Source organism: Afipia sp. GW822-FHT03D08, assembly GCF_058801645.1.
Window position 1 is genome coordinate 1,433,075 of sequence record NZ_JBXANK010000001.1, and the last position, 15,393, is coordinate 1,448,467.

Sequence of the window (15,393 nt, forward strand, 5' to 3'; positions counted from 1 at the left end):
ATGTTGCGTTCATTCGTCATCGCCGCCGCCCTCCTCGCCGCAACGTCCGGCGCCGTGCTGGCGCAGTCGGAGCAGGACACGCTTGCGCAGCCGTCGCTGCGCGCCAGCGTGACGGTGAGCAGCGACATTGTCCGCATCGGCGACATCGTAGAGAACGCCGGCAGCGCCGCGCAGATCGCGATCTTCCGTGCGCCCGATCTCGGCACCACCGGATCGCTGCCCGTCGCGCAGCTCCTGACCGCGCTGCGCACGCATCAGGTGATCGGCGTCGATACCCGCGACCTTCGCGAAGTGTCGATCACCCGCTCTTCGCGCACCCTCGTCTCGAAAGAGATCGAACAGCAGATCGCCCGCGTGCTGGAACGGCGCAACGGCCTCGGCGACGCCGCCAACATCTCCGTCACATTCGAGCGTGACCTGCGCGAATTGCAGCTCGACGCCGCCCATACCGGCGACATGCGCGCGACCATCGTGCGGTTCGACCCGCGCAACGGACGCTTCGACATCACCTTCGAGATTCCCAACGACGTCACCTACAATCCGACCAAGCTGCGCTTCATCGGCACCGCGGTCGAAACCATCGAAGCAGCCGTGCTGACCCGCGCGGTGGAGCGCAACGAGATCCTGCGATCATCGGACGTGGTGGTCGAGCGGCGGCCAAAGACTGAAATCGGAAACGACGTGATCAACCGCGACCGTTCGGTCGGCATGCAGGCCCGCAAGCAGATGCGCGCCGGACAGGCGCTGAAAGCGGCGGACCTCGGAAAGCCGGATCTGGTCTCGCGCGATCAGGGCGTCATGCTGATCTACGAAGCACCGGGCCTCTATCTCACCGGCCGCGGCAAAGCGCTCGACAGCGGCACCGAAGGCGACATCGTCAACATCGTCAACCTGCAATCGAAACGCACCGTCCAGGGCGTTGTGACCGGCCCCGGTCAGGTCACCATCACCGCCCCCGGCCCTCGCCTTACCACCGCAGCACTTTCGAACAGCGAGCCACCTGCCGCTCCCGCACCCGAATCCAGAAAAGCCGAGTAATCAGTCATGTCCAAGTCCCACGTGTTCAATCGCCTCATAGTCGCCGGCAGCCTGCTGGCACTCGGCACCATGGCCAGCGGCTGTTCGTCCCTCGATCGTCTCGCGGCGATCGGTGAAAAGCCGAAACTCTCGGCGATCGACAATCCGACCACGCAGGCGGGCTACAAACCGGTGTCGATGCCGATGCCCGCGCCGCAGCCGGCGTCGTTCAATCCGAACTCGCTGTGGCGGAACGGATCGCGCGCCTTCTTCAAAGATCAGCGCGCGCACCAGATCGGCGACATCCTCACGGTGCAGGTCAACATTACAGACAAGGCCAATATCGCCAACGAGACCCAGCGCAGCCGCACCAACTCGGAAAATTCCGGCGTCACCAGTTTCTTCGGCATCAACAAGATTCCCGGCACCAATGCCGCGATCCCTCCGGGCCGGATGCTGACCGCGGACTCCACCTCGTCCAGCGACGGCAAGGGCTCGGTGAACCGGCAGGAAGCATTGCAGACCAACGTCGCCGCCGTCGTGACTCAGTTGCTGCCGAACGGCAACCTTGTGGTCGAAGGCAAACAGGAAATCCGCGTCAACTTCGAAGTCCGCGAACTGGTCGTGGCGGGCATCGTGCGCCCTGAGGATATCCAGAGCGACAACACCATCGACTCCAGCAAGATCGCGCAGGCCCGCATCGCCTACGGCGGCCGCGGCCAGCTCACCGATGTGCAGCAAGCTCGCTACGGCCAGCAGGCCTTCGATATTCTGCTGCCGTTCTAACCGCCACACCGAGGCGCAATTCAAGACAGGCCCGATTTCCGGAAAGGATGATGTCACTTCGATAAGGGACGGCTCCCACCGTCTCTCTCCCAGCTCCCACACCCGGCGGCGAACCTAGGCGCAGCAAGGTGTTCACGACGCGGCTCTCATCAGCTCCCCTGATGAGAGCCGTGATCGTTTGGGCAAACATTCACCGTGTTCAGAGGGCGACGGAAGTGATAATTTCCATCCGCGCAAACTGCGTACCCTTCAGCGCGGAAAGTCCTGCTGCTCGGCCGCCTCTGAATGGGCGCGATGCAACGTCGCAGCGTTCGCAACCTTGAGCAGCCGACCGGTGAAGGAGGGTGTCATGTACGCCGCTATTCGTCAGGGAAAGGCAAAAGCCGGCATGGCCGAGGAACTCGCACGCACGATCAAGGAAGGCGCGATCCCGATCATCAGCGATGTCGAAGGCTTCATCGCTTACTATGTGATCTATGCGCCGGACGACACGGTGACGGCGATCAGCATCTTCAACAATTTCGCGGGCGCGGAAGAGTCGAACAGGCGCGGACTTGCATGGATCGAGCAGAGTCTTGCGCCGTTGCTCACTGGACCGGCCACCGCCGTCGCCGGACCCGTCATCGTACATACCCTGGCCTAGCGGCCGCGCATGAACAGCGGTTCATAAAAATACCGGCGAAACACACGGAACGATAGCCTGCTGCTTCTGTTCTACTCTCGCTTTATTCAAAGGAGAGAAAGATATGAAGAAGTTTGGTTTTGTTGTTGCGGCTGTTGCGGCGCTCGCCATCGCAGTCCCGTCGATCGCCAGCGCGCAGACCGTTGTCGTCAAGACCGGCGATCGTGGAATGCATCGTGGTCATCATCACGGTGAATATCGCGGCGCGCGCGCCGAAATGCATCGCCATCATGGATGGCATCGCGGCCACGACAAGAAGGTGATCGTCATCAAGCGTGGCCACCACCATCATCATGACTATCGCTGATTCGATACATCACCGATCGGACAGCAAGGAAATGGCCCCTCACGGGGTCATTTTTCTTTGTGCGTGCCTCTGGCTTTCTCGGCGCAAGAGGTACTTCGATCCTTTGATTGAACAGAGTAACCATTTGATCACCCTGAGGAGCGAATGACGCCGCCGTCGTTGGTTAGGTAACGATCATTGACCTATCTAGGGGCCAGGATTCACCCGCGGACGCGTCATGTTTCTCGATCAGCTATCCGTCCTCGTCGCCATCGGCTTTTCGGGCGCATCGCTCGGCATCACGTTCCTCATGATGTGGGCGATCGGACGATCCGAGACCCATCTGTTGATCTGGTCGATCGGACTTGCACTCATCGTCGCCGGCGTCGTTGTCTTCGGCGCTGTCGTTGATAAGTACAATTCGGGACTTCTGCTGACATCCTTCCTGTTCCTGATCGCGGGATTTGGATTGCTTCACGCGGGCTGCGCCAGGTTTTGCACGGGCCGGAGCAACTGGACGTCGACAACCGTATCCGTCGCGCTTGCTTTCATCTCGACATCGGCAGCCTTCGCGCTGGGGTACTCCGGTATCGGAACGATGATCGGCAACATCGCGATTGGCGCGCTTCTTCTATTGATTGCGCGTCATTACTGGCTGGCGCGCGCCGAATCCCCGCTCCTGATGACGGCGAACACCATATGCTGTGTCGCCACAGCGGCGTCCTTCATCGCATGCGGTTACGCCCTCGCCGAGCAGGGTCAGATCGTGCTGACGTCACGGCCTTCAAACTGGGCCGAGGAGTTTAACTCGATCATGGCGATCGCCGGGCTGACAGGTATCGGGGCACTCTCCCTCACCCTCAATCAGATGCGGATCGCGAACGGCCACAAGTCGGACGCAATGAGAGACGCGCTGACCGGCCTTCTCAACCGGCGCGCATTATTCGACGGCCGGATGGGGACCGCTCCAGCCGGCACCGCGGTCGTGATGATGGATCTGGATTACTTCAAGACGATCAACGACCGCTTCGGACATGATTCCGGCGACCGGATTCTGATGGCGTTCGCCAACGTGATCCACGCGAACATCCGCGCGAACGATCTTGCCGGGCGGATGGGCGGCGAAGAATTTTGCATCATCATGCCGGACTCCAGTCCGAAGGCTTCGGCCGCTGTTGCAGACCGCATCCGATCGCAAATTGAAGCAACGATCGTTCACACGGAGAATGGGCCGGTCCGGGCAACGGTCAGTGCAGGAATCGCAATCCGTTCGGCGGAGCCGGAGACGCTTCAGGCGTTGCTCAGCAGAGCAGATGCTGCACTCTATGAAGCCAAGGCTTCCGGCCGCAACCGGGTTCAGATCTCCGGCTTCAGCCTTGCCGCATAGCCGGAGAATTCCGGCTCAGCGCCGCCCATAGTTGCGCACGCAGGTCCCGCCCACACCCGATGCCGAAGCCTTGCACTGCTGATAGCTTGCGTATCTGCAGTCGCCGGGGCCAGGCGAACTCTTCAGGCAGTACCTGTAACCACGCGCATCGGCCTGACCGATGAAAGCGAACGATGCTGTCGCCAGCGCCAGTGCGATCAAAAGTATCTTCACGATTATCCTCCCTTTGTTGTTAGGCGTAATTCGCGAAGGCCCCTCCTGTTCCGAAACGGAACGAAAAAGCCCGATGATCTTTCGACCACCGGGCTAAATCGATGAACAGGTTGCGACGCGGGTTGCGTTATTCGTCGCGGTAAACCTTCTCGCGCTTTTCGTGGCGCTCCTGCGCCTCGACCGACAGCGTCGCGATCGGGCGCGCTTCCAGCCGCTTCAGCGAGATCGGCTCGCCGGTTTCTTCGCAATAGCCGTAGGTATTGTCCTCGATCCGCTGCAAGGCGGCGTCGATCTTGGAGATGAGCTTGCGTTGACGGTCGCGCGCGCGAAGTTCGATGGCGCGATCGGTTTCTGATGAAGCGCGGTCGGCAAGATCAGGATGATTGACGTTCTCTTCCTGAAGCTGCTGAAGCGTGGTCTTCGATTCCCGAAGGATCTCTTCCTTCCAGTCGAGCAGCTTCCGGCGGAAATACTCCCGCTGACGCTCGTTCATGAAAGGCTCTTTTTCAGAGGGCCTGTAGTTCTTCAACTTTTCCAAGTGCGGTCCATGTCGACATGCAAGGCGGACGGAAAATGCCTGTCCGCGCGGCAGCTTATATAGCTACGCTATGTGACAGACAATATCGCGGATGGGCCGGAAAGCACCCGAATAGGGCGCTAAAATAAGGCCTTCCACAGGGAACCTCACCCCGCCCGGGGCGCGGAAATGGCTGGAATTCCGGGCTAAAGGAACCGCCTTCGAGCCGCCTTACTGCCCGGCCTTGGCGAGTTCGACTTCCACCCGCAGCTCGATTTCAGACAGCACCTGGTCAAGTCCGGGGTCGCCGGAACTGGCTTTCAGGTCGGCCGCTGCAGTGCGCAAGCGGGCGACCGTGGTCGAATCGAACGATCCAGCCAGGAGACCAATCTTGAGATCATCGAGGACATCGAGCGCAGTCCGGCCCCGCGCCACCGATCGGCGGCGGCGCTCCGTGGAGTCTTCAACACCCTGCATCGCCAGCAGTGCATCGATGCCGCTGGTGGCGCGCGGCGCTGCCGCCGGGCGGGTTTCCGATGTTGTGCCGATGTCACCGAGGGAAAAGGACGTCGAGCTTGAGCGCCGCGCGTTTGCCGCCGGCGACGTCAGATTGGCTCCATTCGGTCCGTAGATTCGCATCGTGCCTATCTCGCAAGACAACAGGTCGGGACCACCAGCTCTGCTGTTACACCGGTCCGCGGAACCCCATGCCCCAAAGTGGCCATTTATGGTTAACGGGAAGTAAACAACCCGGCAATTTATGCCGGATACGGCAAGTTCGGCGCTCCGGGCGGCCGACAGCCACCTGACGGCTTCAATAATTCATTAGCCAGAACAATATCTTACGGAGCGGCACGCTCTGGCACGGCCCTCGCATAGTTAACTGCGGACTAACCTCGTGGGGAGCACGGGGTCGGACCGCAGAGACCTCAGCGGGGAGCAGAGGATGTTTCGGATTTTTCAGGCTGCCTGCATGGCGATCGCCCTGCTGTCCGCCTTCAGCGCATCGGCCCAGGCGACATCGCGGATCAAGGATCTCGCGAACATCGAGGGCGTGCGCCAGAACCAGTTGATCGGTTACGGTCTCGTGGTCGGCCTGAACGGCACCGGCGACACGCTCAACAACATCCCTTTCACCAAGCAGTCGCTGCAGGCGATGCTTGAGCGCATGGGCGTCAACATCCGCGGCTCCACCATCCGCACCGGCAACGTCGCGGCCGTCATGGTCACGGGCAACCTGCCCGCTTTCGGCACCCAGGGCACCCGGATGGACGTCACGGTGTCGGCGCTCGGCGACGCCAAGAGCCTCCAGGGCGGCACGCTTCTGGTCACCCCCCTGCTCGGCGCCGACGGCAACGTCTATGCCGTCGCACAGGGATCGCTGGCGATCGGCGGCTTCTCCGCCGAGGGCGCGGCCGCAAGCATCACCAAGGGCGTACCGACGGTCGGCCGCATCGCCAACGGCGCGATCATCGAGCGCGAGATCGAGTTCGCGCTGAACCGCCTGCCCAACGTCCGCCTTGCCCTGCGCAACGGCGACTTCACCACCGCCAAGCGCATTGCCGCCGCGGTCAACGACTATCTCGGCACCAAGACCGCCGAGCCGGTCGATCCCTCGACCGTACAGCTCAGCATTCCGGCGGAGTTCAAGGGTAACGTGGTCGCGCTGCTGACCGAGATCGAACAGTTGCAGGTCGAGCCGGATCTCGGCGCCAAGATCATCATCGACGAACGCTCCGGCATCATCGTGATGGGCCGCGATGTGCGCGTCGCCACCGTCGCGGTCGCACAGGGCAATCTTACCGTCTCCATTTCGGAAAGCCCGCAGGTCAGCCAGCCCGCGCCATTCTCGCGCGGACGCACCGTGGTCACACCGAATACACGCGTCGGCGTTCAGGAGGACGGCAAGAAACTCGCGGTGGTGAAGGACGGCGTCTCGCTGCAACAACTGGTCGACGGCCTCAACGGCCTCGGCATCGGCCCGCGCGACCTGATCGGCATCCTTCAAGCCATCAAGGCTTCGGGCGCGATCCAGGCCGACATCGAGGTGATGTAATGAGCATCACCCCGACCACCACCCGGGCACCCACCACCTTCACCGGCGGACGTCCCGACCTCACGCTGCAAGACGCGCTGACGAAAGTTTCGCCGCAGGCACAGGCGAAAGCCAAGAGCCAGGCGCAGGATTTCGAGGCCGTGTTTCTCAACTCGATGTTTTCGCAGATGATGAACGGCATCAAGGGCGACGGGCCTTACGGCAACACGCCGGGCACCGGCGTCTGGCGCTCGATGATGACGGAGCAATACTCCAAGTCTTTCGCGCAGGCGGGCGGCGTCGGAATTTCCAACGACGTCTACCGCACTCTCATTCTTCAGCAGGCCAACCGCGCCAGCTAGACGCAACGGAAGAGCACCCATGACGCAACAGCAAAATGCCAAAGCAACCACGGCTCCCGCGCCGGCAGCGACGCCGGTCGAGGCGCGCAAGCTGGCTGAAGGGCTGCTGCAGATCATGAGCACCCTGCTCGGGATCGTGGAGCGCGAGACCGAACTGGTCCGCGCCGGCAATATCCGCGAAGCGATGACGCTGGAGACCGAAAAGAACGAGATGTCGCGGCAGTACACCGACGCGATTTCCCGGCTGGCGCACAGCCGCGACTACCTCAAGCAATCGACGCCTGAACTGCTCGCCGCGCTGCACCGCCATCACGACACGTTCCGCGCGATGCTGCAGGTCAATCTCACCGTACTTGCGACGGCTCACGCGGTCTCCGAGGGCATCGTGCGCGGCGTCAACAGCGAAATGCAGCGGAAGAATCTTCCGAACGGCTACACCGCCGGCGGACAGCGCGCGACGCCGGGACCGCGTCAGGTGACGCCGCTGTCTGTCAGCCGCTCGCTTTAGCGATTATTTTTAGATATTCGGCGCCGTCATTGCGAGAAGTAAGCGGCGAAGCACCAGCGCCTGCCTGTGAGGAGCACGTCTGGATTGCTTCATTTCGCTCGCAATGACGTTCGCACGTCGCCGCGATGCGAAATGCAGATAATTTGATTCAATTCCGCGCGGGAACATAAGGACCGGATTCATCCGGTTCCACTCATAATCGGCATTGGAGGGTTGGGGTTTGACTCAAGGGGAAGCCAGAGGCTGCCATGAGTGCGGATTTCAACATCAAACCGGTGGGGGCATCGGTTTCTGCAACATACGTCGAGCCGGCATCCAACGGCGCGAAGACGGCTGTCCAGACGCAGCTGCCGCCTGACAAGGCCGTTACGGCGCCGGATCCCTCGGTTCAGGCACGCATCAATCCCCAGGCGGAAACCGATCGGCTTTCGAAGCAGGTGATTATCGATCGCGCCGCGGCCGAGATCGTCTATCGCACCGTCGACAGCAGAACCAGCCTGGTCGTCCGCCAGTATCCTGACGAGGCGCGGCTGCGCGCACGCGCCTATCTGCGGGCAATGGATCTCGCCCGTGAGGAAAACATGCGCAGAAATACGGATTTGAGGGTTTAACGGCCGTTCTGCTGGGCGTAGGCGGTCTCGAGGGTCTGGGTGCCGTTGGTGGTCATGACCGTCTTGATCTGCGCCGTCCCATGCTTCGTCAGCGTGAACTTTGAATCGCCGATCTTGAACGAGTTGTCCCTGATCAGGACGTCCTGGTACTTCACCGTCGAGCCGCTCTGATACCGCGCCTTGGCGCGGAAGCCGATGACGTTGGAGACCTGAATGCTGAACGTGTCGTTGTTGGCGTACTTGCCGGTCCAGTTACCCTCGTAGCTGGCGGCATCGACGGGCACGTAAGGCCCTTTCGAATAGTTGACGTTCGAGCCGACCGCCACGTAGTTCGACGATATGATGCTTAAAAGATCGGCCATCGTTCGTCCATGCGCTGGTGTCAGGCGCGGCCGGACAGGCCAGCCGCCAGATTGCAATTGATGTCGATCAGCGACTTCAGCTTTTCTGGCTGCGGATTGAGCTGCAATTCTGCGGTCTGCGTCAGGACGAACGTGCCGATGTTGGCAATGTTCTGACGAACCTCGATGGTTTGCGGATTTTCGTCGCTGGTCACCGCGCTCAGAAGGATTGCCCAGAGCTTGCGGTTGAAAAGCAGCGCCTCGGCGAAATTCGTATCGGGATGATCCCAGTTCGTCATTGCATGCTGAAGCTTGTTCGCGGCCTTCAGAAGAGCCTGCGCTTCAATCTCGCGGGGAGACGCCGTCGTTTGAGCGGTGCGCGCGTAGGCAGCGTGAGACATTCATCACCTCGATAGGAGTTCGTCTTCGCGAGTTATCAGTTTCCTGATTTCTCTTAGAGCTTTGTAAAGATAACCGCTTAAAATAAGATTACTTGCGGCCTCTATGTGGCTGCGGAAACTCGGCACTGCTTCCAGCAAATCCTTGACGAAGCCGAGATAGAGATCCTGATATTTCGGTATGTCGTCTTCGAGATACATCTGCTGAACGCAGAGATAGATTCGCTTGACCGGCGTGTTCGCGGTCTCCGCAGTCAGAATATCCTTCTCGCGCAGAATCGGCACCTCACCATCGATCAGAAACGTCGCACGCGTTTCCGAATTGGTGATGACGCTTTGGCCGATGACGATGCGTTCAAACGGCTTGAGTTCGACTCTGAGAGCCACTTTCCATCTCCCTTGAACCTGCGTCGTTGCGCAACGCGTCCAGCTACGGCGATCGACAGCGGCATGAAAGAATAGCGGAACTCCACGACGCAAGAAAGCAGCGGGATTTTATCCCCGCTGCTTTGTTCCGGCTCAGTTAACCGATTACTGCAGCAGCTTGAGCACGCTCTGTTGCGACTGGTTGGCCAGCGCGAGCGCGGAGACCGCGATCGACTGGCGGGTCGCCAGAGCCTGGCTGTTGGCCGCTTCCTCGTTGGTGTCAGCGATCGTCAGGTTCGTCGAACCGGTCTGCAACACGTTGATCAGGTTCTTCGAGAAGTCCTGACGGATTTGCACGATCGACAGATTCGAACCCAGGGTCGATGCCTGCGAGCGCAGGAAGCTGCTGGCATAGTTCAGAGAGTCGAGCACCTTGTTGGTCGCGACGTTATCGATGAAGTCGGTGCCCTGACTCAAGGCGCCCAGACCGAGTCCGGCTGGATCGAGATTAATGCCGGTGATGTTGAGCGTCGACTTGCCGGTTTCGTTGAACACCAGCTTGAGCTGGTCGCCGTTCAGCAGGTTGACGCCGTTGAACGATGCGTCCTGCGATGTCGTTTTGATCTGGTTGATGATGTTGTTGTACTGCGACACGAGGTTCGCGCGCGTTGCCTGCGAGTTGGCTTCGCCAACCGGCGCGGAGACGATCACGCCCGCGAACAACTCGCCGGGCGCCGTCGCGGTGCCGCCGAGGGCGCCGATCGTCGAAGACGCGGCATCGTTGGACGTAGTGACGGTGATCGCGCCGGTCGAATCGATGCTGGCCTGAAGATTGTTCGGCAGCAGCGCCGCGTTGAGCTGATTGATGGTGGAGATCTGTCCAACACCATTGCCGAAGACGATGTTGGTCGCCGGTCCACCCGCAGTCGACGGGATGGTCAGTGTCTTGCCTGAGAAGGTATAGGTCGGCGGCGTGGTGCCGGTCGAGAGGCCGAGCTTGGCCAGCACGCTGCTGGTGCCGCCGAAGACAATGCTGTTGCTGGTGTCGGCGACTGCGTTGCTGACGGTCAGCTGGTTGCCCGCGATGCTCGTCGTACCGCCGGTGATGCTGTTGATAGCGCTCTGGATGGTCGCGACGGTACCGCCGGTGGTGCTCGCCAGGCTGATCGAAACATTGCCGGTGACGGGATCAGTCGTGGACGCCGGATCGGCAGCCAAACCGGTGACGAACGAAATCGTCTTGCCGTTAACGGTGAACGAGTCGCCGTTGGCAAAGCCGGCAGCGGCCAGCGTGGTGGCCGGAGTCAGGCCGCCGCCGACGACAGCGCCGGTCACGGTTGCAGCGGTATCGGGCAATCCAAGCAGGTTGGCGCCCGTCGCCCCGGGGTTCGGGCCAGTTGTGAAACTCGACTTGGCGTAGCCGACGTTGGTCTGGAGCGCCTGGTTGGCGATCGACTTTGCGCTGTCGATCAGCTTTTGCAGCGAAGTGATGCCGGTGTTGGCGGCTTGCAGGACCTGCACACCGTTGCCGATGCCGTCGAGAAGATTGTTGATGTCGCTGGCGCGGGCGTCGAGCCCGGCGGCCGTGAAGAAGTTGGTCGGGTTATCGAGGGCCGAGTTGACCTTTTTGCCGGTCGCGAGGCGGTTCTGGGTGGTTGCGAGAAGGTCCGCCGTCGATTGCAGCGACAGCAGGTTCTGGCGAACTGACGCCGTAAGAACGATATCGGACATTTGTGTACCTTCCTTAGATAAGCAAAAGCCGGCGACGAAGCGGCGTAATGCAACTTGGAGAACGACCGTCTTTCCCCAATTCTTAGGAGGCACCGTTTAAATTATGGTTAAGAGCCGATTAAATTGTTTCCTTAACGAAGGGTAAATGCGTTTCGACCCTCGCCTGCCCCTCAAATCCCTTCCGCTTGAGCCTTCCGGCACCGTTCCGCGAGCAAAACCCATAAAAAAACGGCGGGGTTTCCCCCGCCGTTCTGATGGTTTGCAGTGCTTCCGGTATTAGCGGAGCAGCTGGAGAACGCTCTGCTGCGACTGGTTGGCCAGCGACAGTGCGGACACCGCGATCGACTGGCGGGTCGACAGCGCCTGGCTGTTCGCCGCTTCCTCGTTGGTGTCGGCCAGCGTAAGGTTGGACGAGCCGGTCTGCAGCACGTTGATCAGGCTCTTCGAGAAGTCCTGACGGGTCTGCACGATCGACAGGTTCGAACCCAGAGCCGAAGCCTGCGAACGAAGCGTGGTGCTGGCGGTGTTCAGAGAAGCCAGAACCTTGTTGGTCGCCGCGTTGTCGACGAAGTCGGTGCCAACGCTCAGCGAGCCAAGACCAAGGCCAGCCGGGTTGAAGTTGACGCCGGTGATGTTCAGCGTCGACTTGCCGGTTTCGTTGAACACCAGCTTGAGCTGGTCGCCGTTCAGGAGGTTCACGCCGTTGTATGACGCGTCCTGAGCCGTCGTGCGGATCTGGTCGATGACGTTGTTGTACTGGTTGACCAGGCTGGTGCGGGTTGCCTGCGAGTTCGGATCGGCAACCGCCTGGGAAGCCGCTGCACTGGCAAACGCCGCCGCCGTACCGCCGATGGTTCCGATGTTCGCCGAAGCGGCATCGTTGGAGGTAGTGATGGTGATCTTGCCAGCGGTATCGATCGAAGCCTGCAGGTTGTTCGACAGCAGAGCCGCGTTGAGGTCGTTCAGGGTCGAAATCTGACCAGCACCCTTACCGAAGGTGATGTTGGTCGCAGTGCCGCCGCCGGTTGCACCGATGGTCAGCGTCTTGCCCGTCACCGTCGAGGTCGGAGCAGTCGTTCCGGCGGTGAGGCCGATCTTGGCCAGCGCGGTGCCGCCGAGGGTGATGCTGTCGGAGGTGTTGCCAGCCGTAATCGTGACCTTGTTGCTGGCGATCGACGCAGCCGCGGTGCCGCCGCCAAGAGCCGTCTTGATCGCATCGGTCAAGTCGGTCGTGGTCGCAGCAGTGGTCGCGGTGGTGTTCAGGTTGATCGTGCCATCCGGATCGGTGGTGACGGTCGCAGTACCAGCGCCGGCAGCCGTGACCTTGATCGTGGTGCCGTTGACGATGATTGTGTCGCCGGAAGCGAAGCTACCGCCGGTCGCGCCGGTCAGAGCCGAAGCAGCCGCGATAGTACCGGTGGCAGCACCGGTGAGCGTAGCAGCCGTATCAGGATCGCCGAGCAGGTTGGCAGCGGTCGCGCCGGTGGTCGCAAGCGACGTCACGGACGACTTGGTGTAACCGACTGGGGTCTGGAGAGCCTGGTTGGCGATCGACTTCGCGGTATCAACCAGCTTCTGGAGCGAGCTGATGCCGGTGTTGGCGGCCTGAATGACCTGCACGCCGTTGCCGATGCCGTCGAGGAGGTTGTTGATGTCGCTGGCGCGGGCATCGAGGCCGGCGGCAGTGAAGAAGTTGGTCGGGTTGTCGAGAGCGGTGTTGACCTTCTTGCCAGTGGCAAGGCGGGTCTGGGTGGTCGACAGAAGCTCTGCGGTCGACTGGAGCGAGAGCAGGTTCTGACGAACCGACGACGAGAGAACGATAGAAGACATTGGGCGTACCTTTCTGGTGTGACGCAAAACGCAACGTGTACAAGCGTGCCGCTGATAGCTTCGATCAGCGAGCCGTCCGACATTGGAACCAACAGTCTAAAAAGGTGTGAACCGGTTTCGTTCAACTGTCCGCATAACGCGGCTGCGGACGCACTGCGGCAAACCGCAAATACGTTGATTTGACAGGGCTATTTCTTAAACGCCGCCGCCCTATGGTCACCGTGGCGTTTACCTCGCATTAACCATAACGCGAAAGGATCGCGCTATCAGCCGGATCGATTTGAAACCGGCTCGCACGGAGAACCGCCATGGCTTTGAAGGTCGAACTCAAGCCGCACGAAAAGATCATCGTCGGGTCGTGCGTCATCACCAATACCGATCAGCGCGCGAAATTCCTGATCGAAGGAGAGAGGCTGCCCGTCTTGCGAGAGAAAGATATCCTGACGCCGGACACCGCCGACACGCCGGCGAAGCTGATCTATCTGGCGGTCCAGCTCATGTACATTTCGCACGATCCGCAGGAGCATCATTCGGTGTACTTCGACGTGATGCGTGACTTCCTCAGCGTCGCGCCAAGCGCGGCCGGCTTCGTCGAAGAAATCAATAACTACATTTTAAGCGGCGACTATTATAGAGCGCTGAAGGAATCGAAAAAACTGATCGCTTACGAAAAGCAGCTTCTCGACAGCGCCAAGGACGGACAGGCGCGCGAAGCCAGCCTCAGCAGCGCCGCCTGACACCACACGCAGACCAATGAACAAAAAAGGCCTCCAGAAGGAGGCCTTTTTCGTTTTATCGTTGCAGGGCGGCTAGAGGAACTTTACCAAGCTCATTTGATAGAGCGAGGCGGTGGTCTGATAGGACGCCTGCAAGGAAGTCTGCAGCGCAAGTATCTTGGTTGCGACCTCGTTGTCGTTGATGCCCTGGATCGAATCCAGCATCGACTGCGCGACCGACCCGGTCTGGGTCTGCCGATCCTTCGCCGTCTGGACCGCAGCCTGCGCACCGGCGAAATCGGCCTGGATATCCTGGATCGATTGCGTACCCGGATGCACCGCGAGATTGTCGACAATCCGCGAGTTCAGTGCGGTGAGCTGACCGTTCGCGTTCGGATTGCTCGCGTTGGTGGACACCGCGGCATAGACGGCGATGTTCTTCAACTGCGCAACGAAAGCATCTTCGTTGGCCCGCGCGCCGTACTGCACCGAAATGGATTGATCGATACCGGCAACTGCCGTTCCGCGCGCCGGATCAGGACCGTCCTCGCCGGTGTACCAGGACACGGTGTCGGTAGCGGTACCGTTCACGAGCGTCGTTGCGGTACTGAGCGGAGAACCGCCGACCCGCAATGGCGGCGACGAGCTGAAGAAGTTATCGGATGCGGCCATGGCGGAAGCCGCAACCAGCGCGGTGTTCGACAAGGCGCCGACCGCGGTGTTGAGCACGGTTTTGAGATTGGCGGCGGTCGCCGTTGAATCGGCGCCGATGGCGAAGCCGCCGGCAGGCACCGGCGTCGTCGTCGTCGCCGTGAGTTCGATGGTTTCAGACGTGCCGTCCGGCAGGCTGAATGTGAAGCGGACCTTGTCGCCATCGGCCGGATTGGTCGCACCGAGATCGACCGACATTTCCGAAGGCGCGCCGGGAGGCGCCGCCGGCGGCGCGGGGCCGGTCACGGTCGCGGTCGCCGACGTCGTCGTAATCGCGCTCAGCTTGAGGCCAAACGGAGATCCCGCGACGTCTTCGCCGATCGTCACCGAGGTCGGCGTCGGCGATGTGATCACTGTCCGGCCGAGACCCGAGGTCCCGTCAGCCTGACCACGTTCGTCGATGATCTGGTTCAACCCGGCGCGCGTGCCGCTGCCGTTGAGAATCACATCGGCCGGCTCGGTCGCCGGAGTATCGGTGGCGCGGCCGGAAAACATGTAACGCCCGCCGACTTCGGTGTTGAGAAGCGCGATAACCTGCGTGAACGACGCCATCGCGGTCTTCTGCCCGGCGGTTTTGCCGTTGCTGTCGAGATTCAGCGTTGCGCCTGCGGCCGCAGCCTTGACCTGGCTGCCTGCGTCTTTGATGCCTTGCAAGGACAGGTTCGCGACATTGATGCGCGTATTGAGGACGGTGCCGGTGTTCGCAAAAGCGGCGATCGACGAAATCTGCGCGCGCAGCCCCGTCGCGGTTCCCGAGTCGACGCCAAGACCGGCATAGGATGTCGCCTTCTTTCCGGAAGCGAGCTGCTGCGTCAGCGTGTCGAGCTGACTCTTCAGATTGAGAATCGACGAGCCGAGATACGAAGTCCGGCCGCTAACGCCATCGATTGTCATGA

19 protein-coding genes are annotated in these 15,393 nt (G+C 61.0%); 10 read left to right on the plus strand and 9 right to left on the minus strand.

The genetic code is table 11. The features are described 5' to 3' along the window. The 5 genes from flgA to AC1RM7_RS07205 all read left to right on the plus strand — a co-directional run bounded on the left by flgA (position 1) and on the right by AC1RM7_RS07205 (position 4,158). Positions 1-1,038 carry a flagellar basal body P-ring formation chaperone FlgA gene (gene flgA / locus AC1RM7_RS07185; protein ID WP_024918938.1) on the plus strand — a complete coding sequence of 346 codons (1,038 nt, stop codon included), beginning with the start codon at positions 1-3 and terminating at the stop codon, positions 1,036-1,038. Between the two features lie 6 nt (positions 1,039-1,044). Next, on the plus strand, positions 1,045-1,803 hold the full coding sequence (flgH, locus tag AC1RM7_RS07190; protein WP_024918937.1) for a flagellar basal body L-ring protein FlgH: 759 nt from the start codon (positions 1,045-1,047) through the stop codon (positions 1,801-1,803). A gap of 349 nt (positions 1,804-2,152) precedes the next feature. Beyond that, on the plus strand, positions 2,153-2,446 hold the full coding sequence (locus AC1RM7_RS07195) for a hypothetical protein (protein WP_006021428.1): 294 nt from the start codon (positions 2,153-2,155) through the stop codon (positions 2,444-2,446). Positions 2,447-2,549: 103 nt separating this feature from the next. Beyond that, on the plus strand, positions 2,550-2,792 hold the full coding sequence (locus tag AC1RM7_RS07200; protein WP_081758513.1) for a hypothetical protein: 243 nt from the start codon (positions 2,550-2,552) through the stop codon (positions 2,790-2,792). A gap of 217 nt (positions 2,793-3,009) precedes the next feature. Next, positions 3,010-4,158: a GGDEF domain-containing protein gene (locus AC1RM7_RS07205; RefSeq protein WP_024918935.1), complete on the plus strand. Its 1,149-nt coding sequence runs from the start codon at positions 3,010-3,012 to the stop codon at positions 4,156-4,158. 15 nt (positions 4,159-4,173) lie between these two features. Here AC1RM7_RS07205 and AC1RM7_RS07210 read toward each other — a convergent pair whose 3' ends face one another. The 3 genes from AC1RM7_RS07210 to AC1RM7_RS07220 all read right to left on the minus strand — a co-directional run bounded on the left by AC1RM7_RS07210 (position 4,174) and on the right by AC1RM7_RS07220 (position 5,527). Then, a complete protein-coding gene (locus AC1RM7_RS07210) occupies positions 4,174-4,371 on the minus strand; it encodes a DUF3551 domain-containing protein (RefSeq protein WP_034459086.1) in 198 nt (65 codons plus the stop codon). A gap of 127 nt (positions 4,372-4,498) precedes the next feature. After that, the gene (gene dksA / locus AC1RM7_RS07215) at positions 4,499-4,864 is read right to left on the minus strand and encodes an RNA polymerase-binding protein DksA (protein WP_006021432.1); all 366 of its coding nucleotides are present in this window, start codon (positions 4,862-4,864) and stop codon (positions 4,499-4,501) included. Between the two features lie 255 nt (positions 4,865-5,119). Next, positions 5,120-5,527, minus strand: coding sequence for a flagellar assembly protein FliX (locus AC1RM7_RS07220; protein ID WP_024918934.1), 408 nt, complete (start codon positions 5,525-5,527; stop codon positions 5,120-5,122). Between the two features lie 307 nt (positions 5,528-5,834). On the opposite strand from AC1RM7_RS07220, the gene AC1RM7_RS07225 reads away from it, so the two are divergent. The 4 genes from AC1RM7_RS07225 (at position 5,835) to AC1RM7_RS07240 (ending at position 8,404) form a co-directional block, all read left to right on the plus strand. After that, positions 5,835-6,944: a flagellar basal body P-ring protein FlgI gene (locus tag AC1RM7_RS07225; protein ID WP_006021434.1), complete on the plus strand. Its 1,110-nt coding sequence runs from the start codon at positions 5,835-5,837 to the stop codon at positions 6,942-6,944. Next, the gene (gene flgJ, locus AC1RM7_RS07230) at positions 6,944-7,285 is read left to right on the plus strand and encodes a flagellar assembly peptidoglycan hydrolase FlgJ (RefSeq protein ID WP_006021435.1); all 342 of its coding nucleotides are present in this window, start codon (positions 6,944-6,946) and stop codon (positions 7,283-7,285) included. Before AC1RM7_RS07225 ends, flgJ begins: the two co-directional genes overlap by 1 nt. Positions 7,286-7,304: 19 nt before the next feature. Further along, the gene (locus tag AC1RM7_RS07235) at positions 7,305-7,793 is read left to right on the plus strand and encodes a hypothetical protein (RefSeq protein WP_024918933.1); all 489 of its coding nucleotides are present in this window, start codon (positions 7,305-7,307) and stop codon (positions 7,791-7,793) included. A 248-nt stretch (positions 7,794-8,041) separates the two neighbouring features. Beyond that, positions 8,042-8,404 carry a hypothetical protein gene (locus AC1RM7_RS07240; protein ID WP_024918932.1) on the plus strand — a complete coding sequence of 121 codons (363 nt, stop codon included), beginning with the start codon at positions 8,042-8,044 and terminating at the stop codon, positions 8,402-8,404. Here the strand turns inward: AC1RM7_RS07240 and AC1RM7_RS07245 are convergent. The 5 genes from AC1RM7_RS07245 to AC1RM7_RS07265 all read right to left on the minus strand — a co-directional run bounded on the left by AC1RM7_RS07245 (position 8,401) and on the right by AC1RM7_RS07265 (position 13,070). Next, on the minus strand, positions 8,401-8,766 hold the full coding sequence (locus tag AC1RM7_RS07245) for a hypothetical protein (protein ID WP_006021438.1): 366 nt from the start codon (positions 8,764-8,766) through the stop codon (positions 8,401-8,403). The two genes, AC1RM7_RS07240 and AC1RM7_RS07245, sit on opposite strands and share 4 nt — an antisense overlap. Positions 8,767-8,786: 20 nt before the next feature. Beyond that, positions 8,787-9,146, minus strand: coding sequence for a flagellar biosynthesis regulator FlaF (gene flaF, locus AC1RM7_RS07250; RefSeq protein ID WP_006021439.1), 360 nt, complete (start codon positions 9,144-9,146; stop codon positions 8,787-8,789). Positions 9,147-9,149: 3 nt separating this feature from the next. Next, positions 9,150-9,530, minus strand: a complete 381-nt coding sequence (gene flbT / locus AC1RM7_RS07255) for a flagellar biosynthesis repressor FlbT (protein WP_024918931.1) — start codon at positions 9,528-9,530, stop codon at positions 9,150-9,152. Positions 9,531-9,674: 144 nt separating this feature from the next. After that, entirely contained in the window at positions 9,675-11,240 is a 1,566-nt protein-coding gene (locus tag AC1RM7_RS07260) for a flagellin N-terminal helical domain-containing protein (protein ID WP_024918930.1), read from the minus strand. A gap of 276 nt (positions 11,241-11,516) precedes the next feature. Then, entirely contained in the window at positions 11,517-13,070 is a 1,554-nt protein-coding gene (locus tag AC1RM7_RS07265) for a flagellin N-terminal helical domain-containing protein (RefSeq protein ID WP_024918929.1), read from the minus strand. A 308-nt stretch (positions 13,071-13,378) separates the two neighbouring features. Here AC1RM7_RS07265 and flbT (AC1RM7_RS07270) point away from each other — a divergent pair, with 308 nt between their 5' ends. After that, complete coding sequence (flbT, locus tag AC1RM7_RS07270) at positions 13,379-13,807, plus strand: flagellar biosynthesis repressor FlbT (RefSeq protein WP_024918928.1); 429 nt, start codon at positions 13,379-13,381, stop codon at positions 13,805-13,807. Between the two features lie 72 nt (positions 13,808-13,879). Here flbT (AC1RM7_RS07270) and AC1RM7_RS07275 read toward each other — a convergent pair whose 3' ends face one another. Continuing rightward, positions 13,880-15,391, minus strand: coding sequence for a flagellar hook protein FlgL (locus AC1RM7_RS07275; protein WP_024918927.1), 1,512 nt, complete (start codon positions 15,389-15,391; stop codon positions 13,880-13,882). Between the last annotated feature and the right edge of the window lie 2 nt (positions 15,392-15,393).

What these genes read in the sequence shown, in the direction of transcription:
- flgH (WP_024918937.1), top strand. Translation starts at nt 1,045, where the DNA reads ATGTCCAAGTCCCACGTGTTCAATCGCCTCATAGTCGCCGGCAGCCTG.
- AC1RM7_RS07260 (WP_024918930.1), bottom strand. Translation starts at nt 11,240, where the DNA reads ATGTCCGATATCGTTCTTACGGCGTCAGTTCGCCAGAACCTGCTGTCG.
- AC1RM7_RS07275 (WP_024918927.1), bottom strand. Translation starts at nt 15,391, where the DNA reads ATGACAATCGATGGCGTTAGCGGCCGGACTTCGTATCTCGGCTCGTCG.
- AC1RM7_RS07220 (WP_024918934.1), bottom strand. Translation starts at nt 5,527, where the DNA reads ATGCGAATCTACGGACCGAATGGAGCCAATCTGACGTCGCCGGCGGCA.
- flaF (WP_006021439.1), bottom strand. Translation starts at nt 9,146, where the DNA reads ATGTCTCACGCTGCCTACGCGCGCACCGCTCAAACGACGGCGTCTCCC.
- AC1RM7_RS07235 (WP_024918933.1), top strand. Translation starts at nt 7,305, where the DNA reads ATGACGCAACAGCAAAATGCCAAAGCAACCACGGCTCCCGCGCCGGCA.
- AC1RM7_RS07195 (WP_006021428.1), top strand. Translation starts at nt 2,153, where the DNA reads ATGTACGCCGCTATTCGTCAGGGAAAGGCAAAAGCCGGCATGGCCGAG.
- AC1RM7_RS07240 (WP_024918932.1), top strand. Translation starts at nt 8,042, where the DNA reads ATGAGTGCGGATTTCAACATCAAACCGGTGGGGGCATCGGTTTCTGCA.
- AC1RM7_RS07225 (WP_006021434.1), top strand. Translation starts at nt 5,835, where the DNA reads ATGTTTCGGATTTTTCAGGCTGCCTGCATGGCGATCGCCCTGCTGTCC.
- flbT (WP_024918928.1), top strand. Translation starts at nt 13,379, where the DNA reads ATGGCTTTGAAGGTCGAACTCAAGCCGCACGAAAAGATCATCGTCGGG.
- flgJ (WP_006021435.1), top strand. Translation starts at nt 6,944, where the DNA reads ATGAGCATCACCCCGACCACCACCCGGGCACCCACCACCTTCACCGGC.
- AC1RM7_RS07200 (WP_081758513.1), top strand. Translation starts at nt 2,550, where the DNA reads ATGAAGAAGTTTGGTTTTGTTGTTGCGGCTGTTGCGGCGCTCGCCATC.
- AC1RM7_RS07245 (WP_006021438.1), bottom strand. Translation starts at nt 8,766, where the DNA reads ATGGCCGATCTTTTAAGCATCATATCGTCGAACTACGTGGCGGTCGGC.
- AC1RM7_RS07205 (WP_024918935.1), top strand. Translation starts at nt 3,010, where the DNA reads ATGTTTCTCGATCAGCTATCCGTCCTCGTCGCCATCGGCTTTTCGGGC.
- flgA (WP_024918938.1), top strand. Translation starts at nt 1, where the DNA reads ATGTTGCGTTCATTCGTCATCGCCGCCGCCCTCCTCGCCGCAACGTCC.
- AC1RM7_RS07265 (WP_024918929.1), bottom strand. Translation starts at nt 13,070, where the DNA reads ATGTCTTCTATCGTTCTCTCGTCGTCGGTTCGTCAGAACCTGCTCTCG.
- dksA (WP_006021432.1), bottom strand. Translation starts at nt 4,864, where the DNA reads ATGAACGAGCGTCAGCGGGAGTATTTCCGCCGGAAGCTGCTCGACTGG.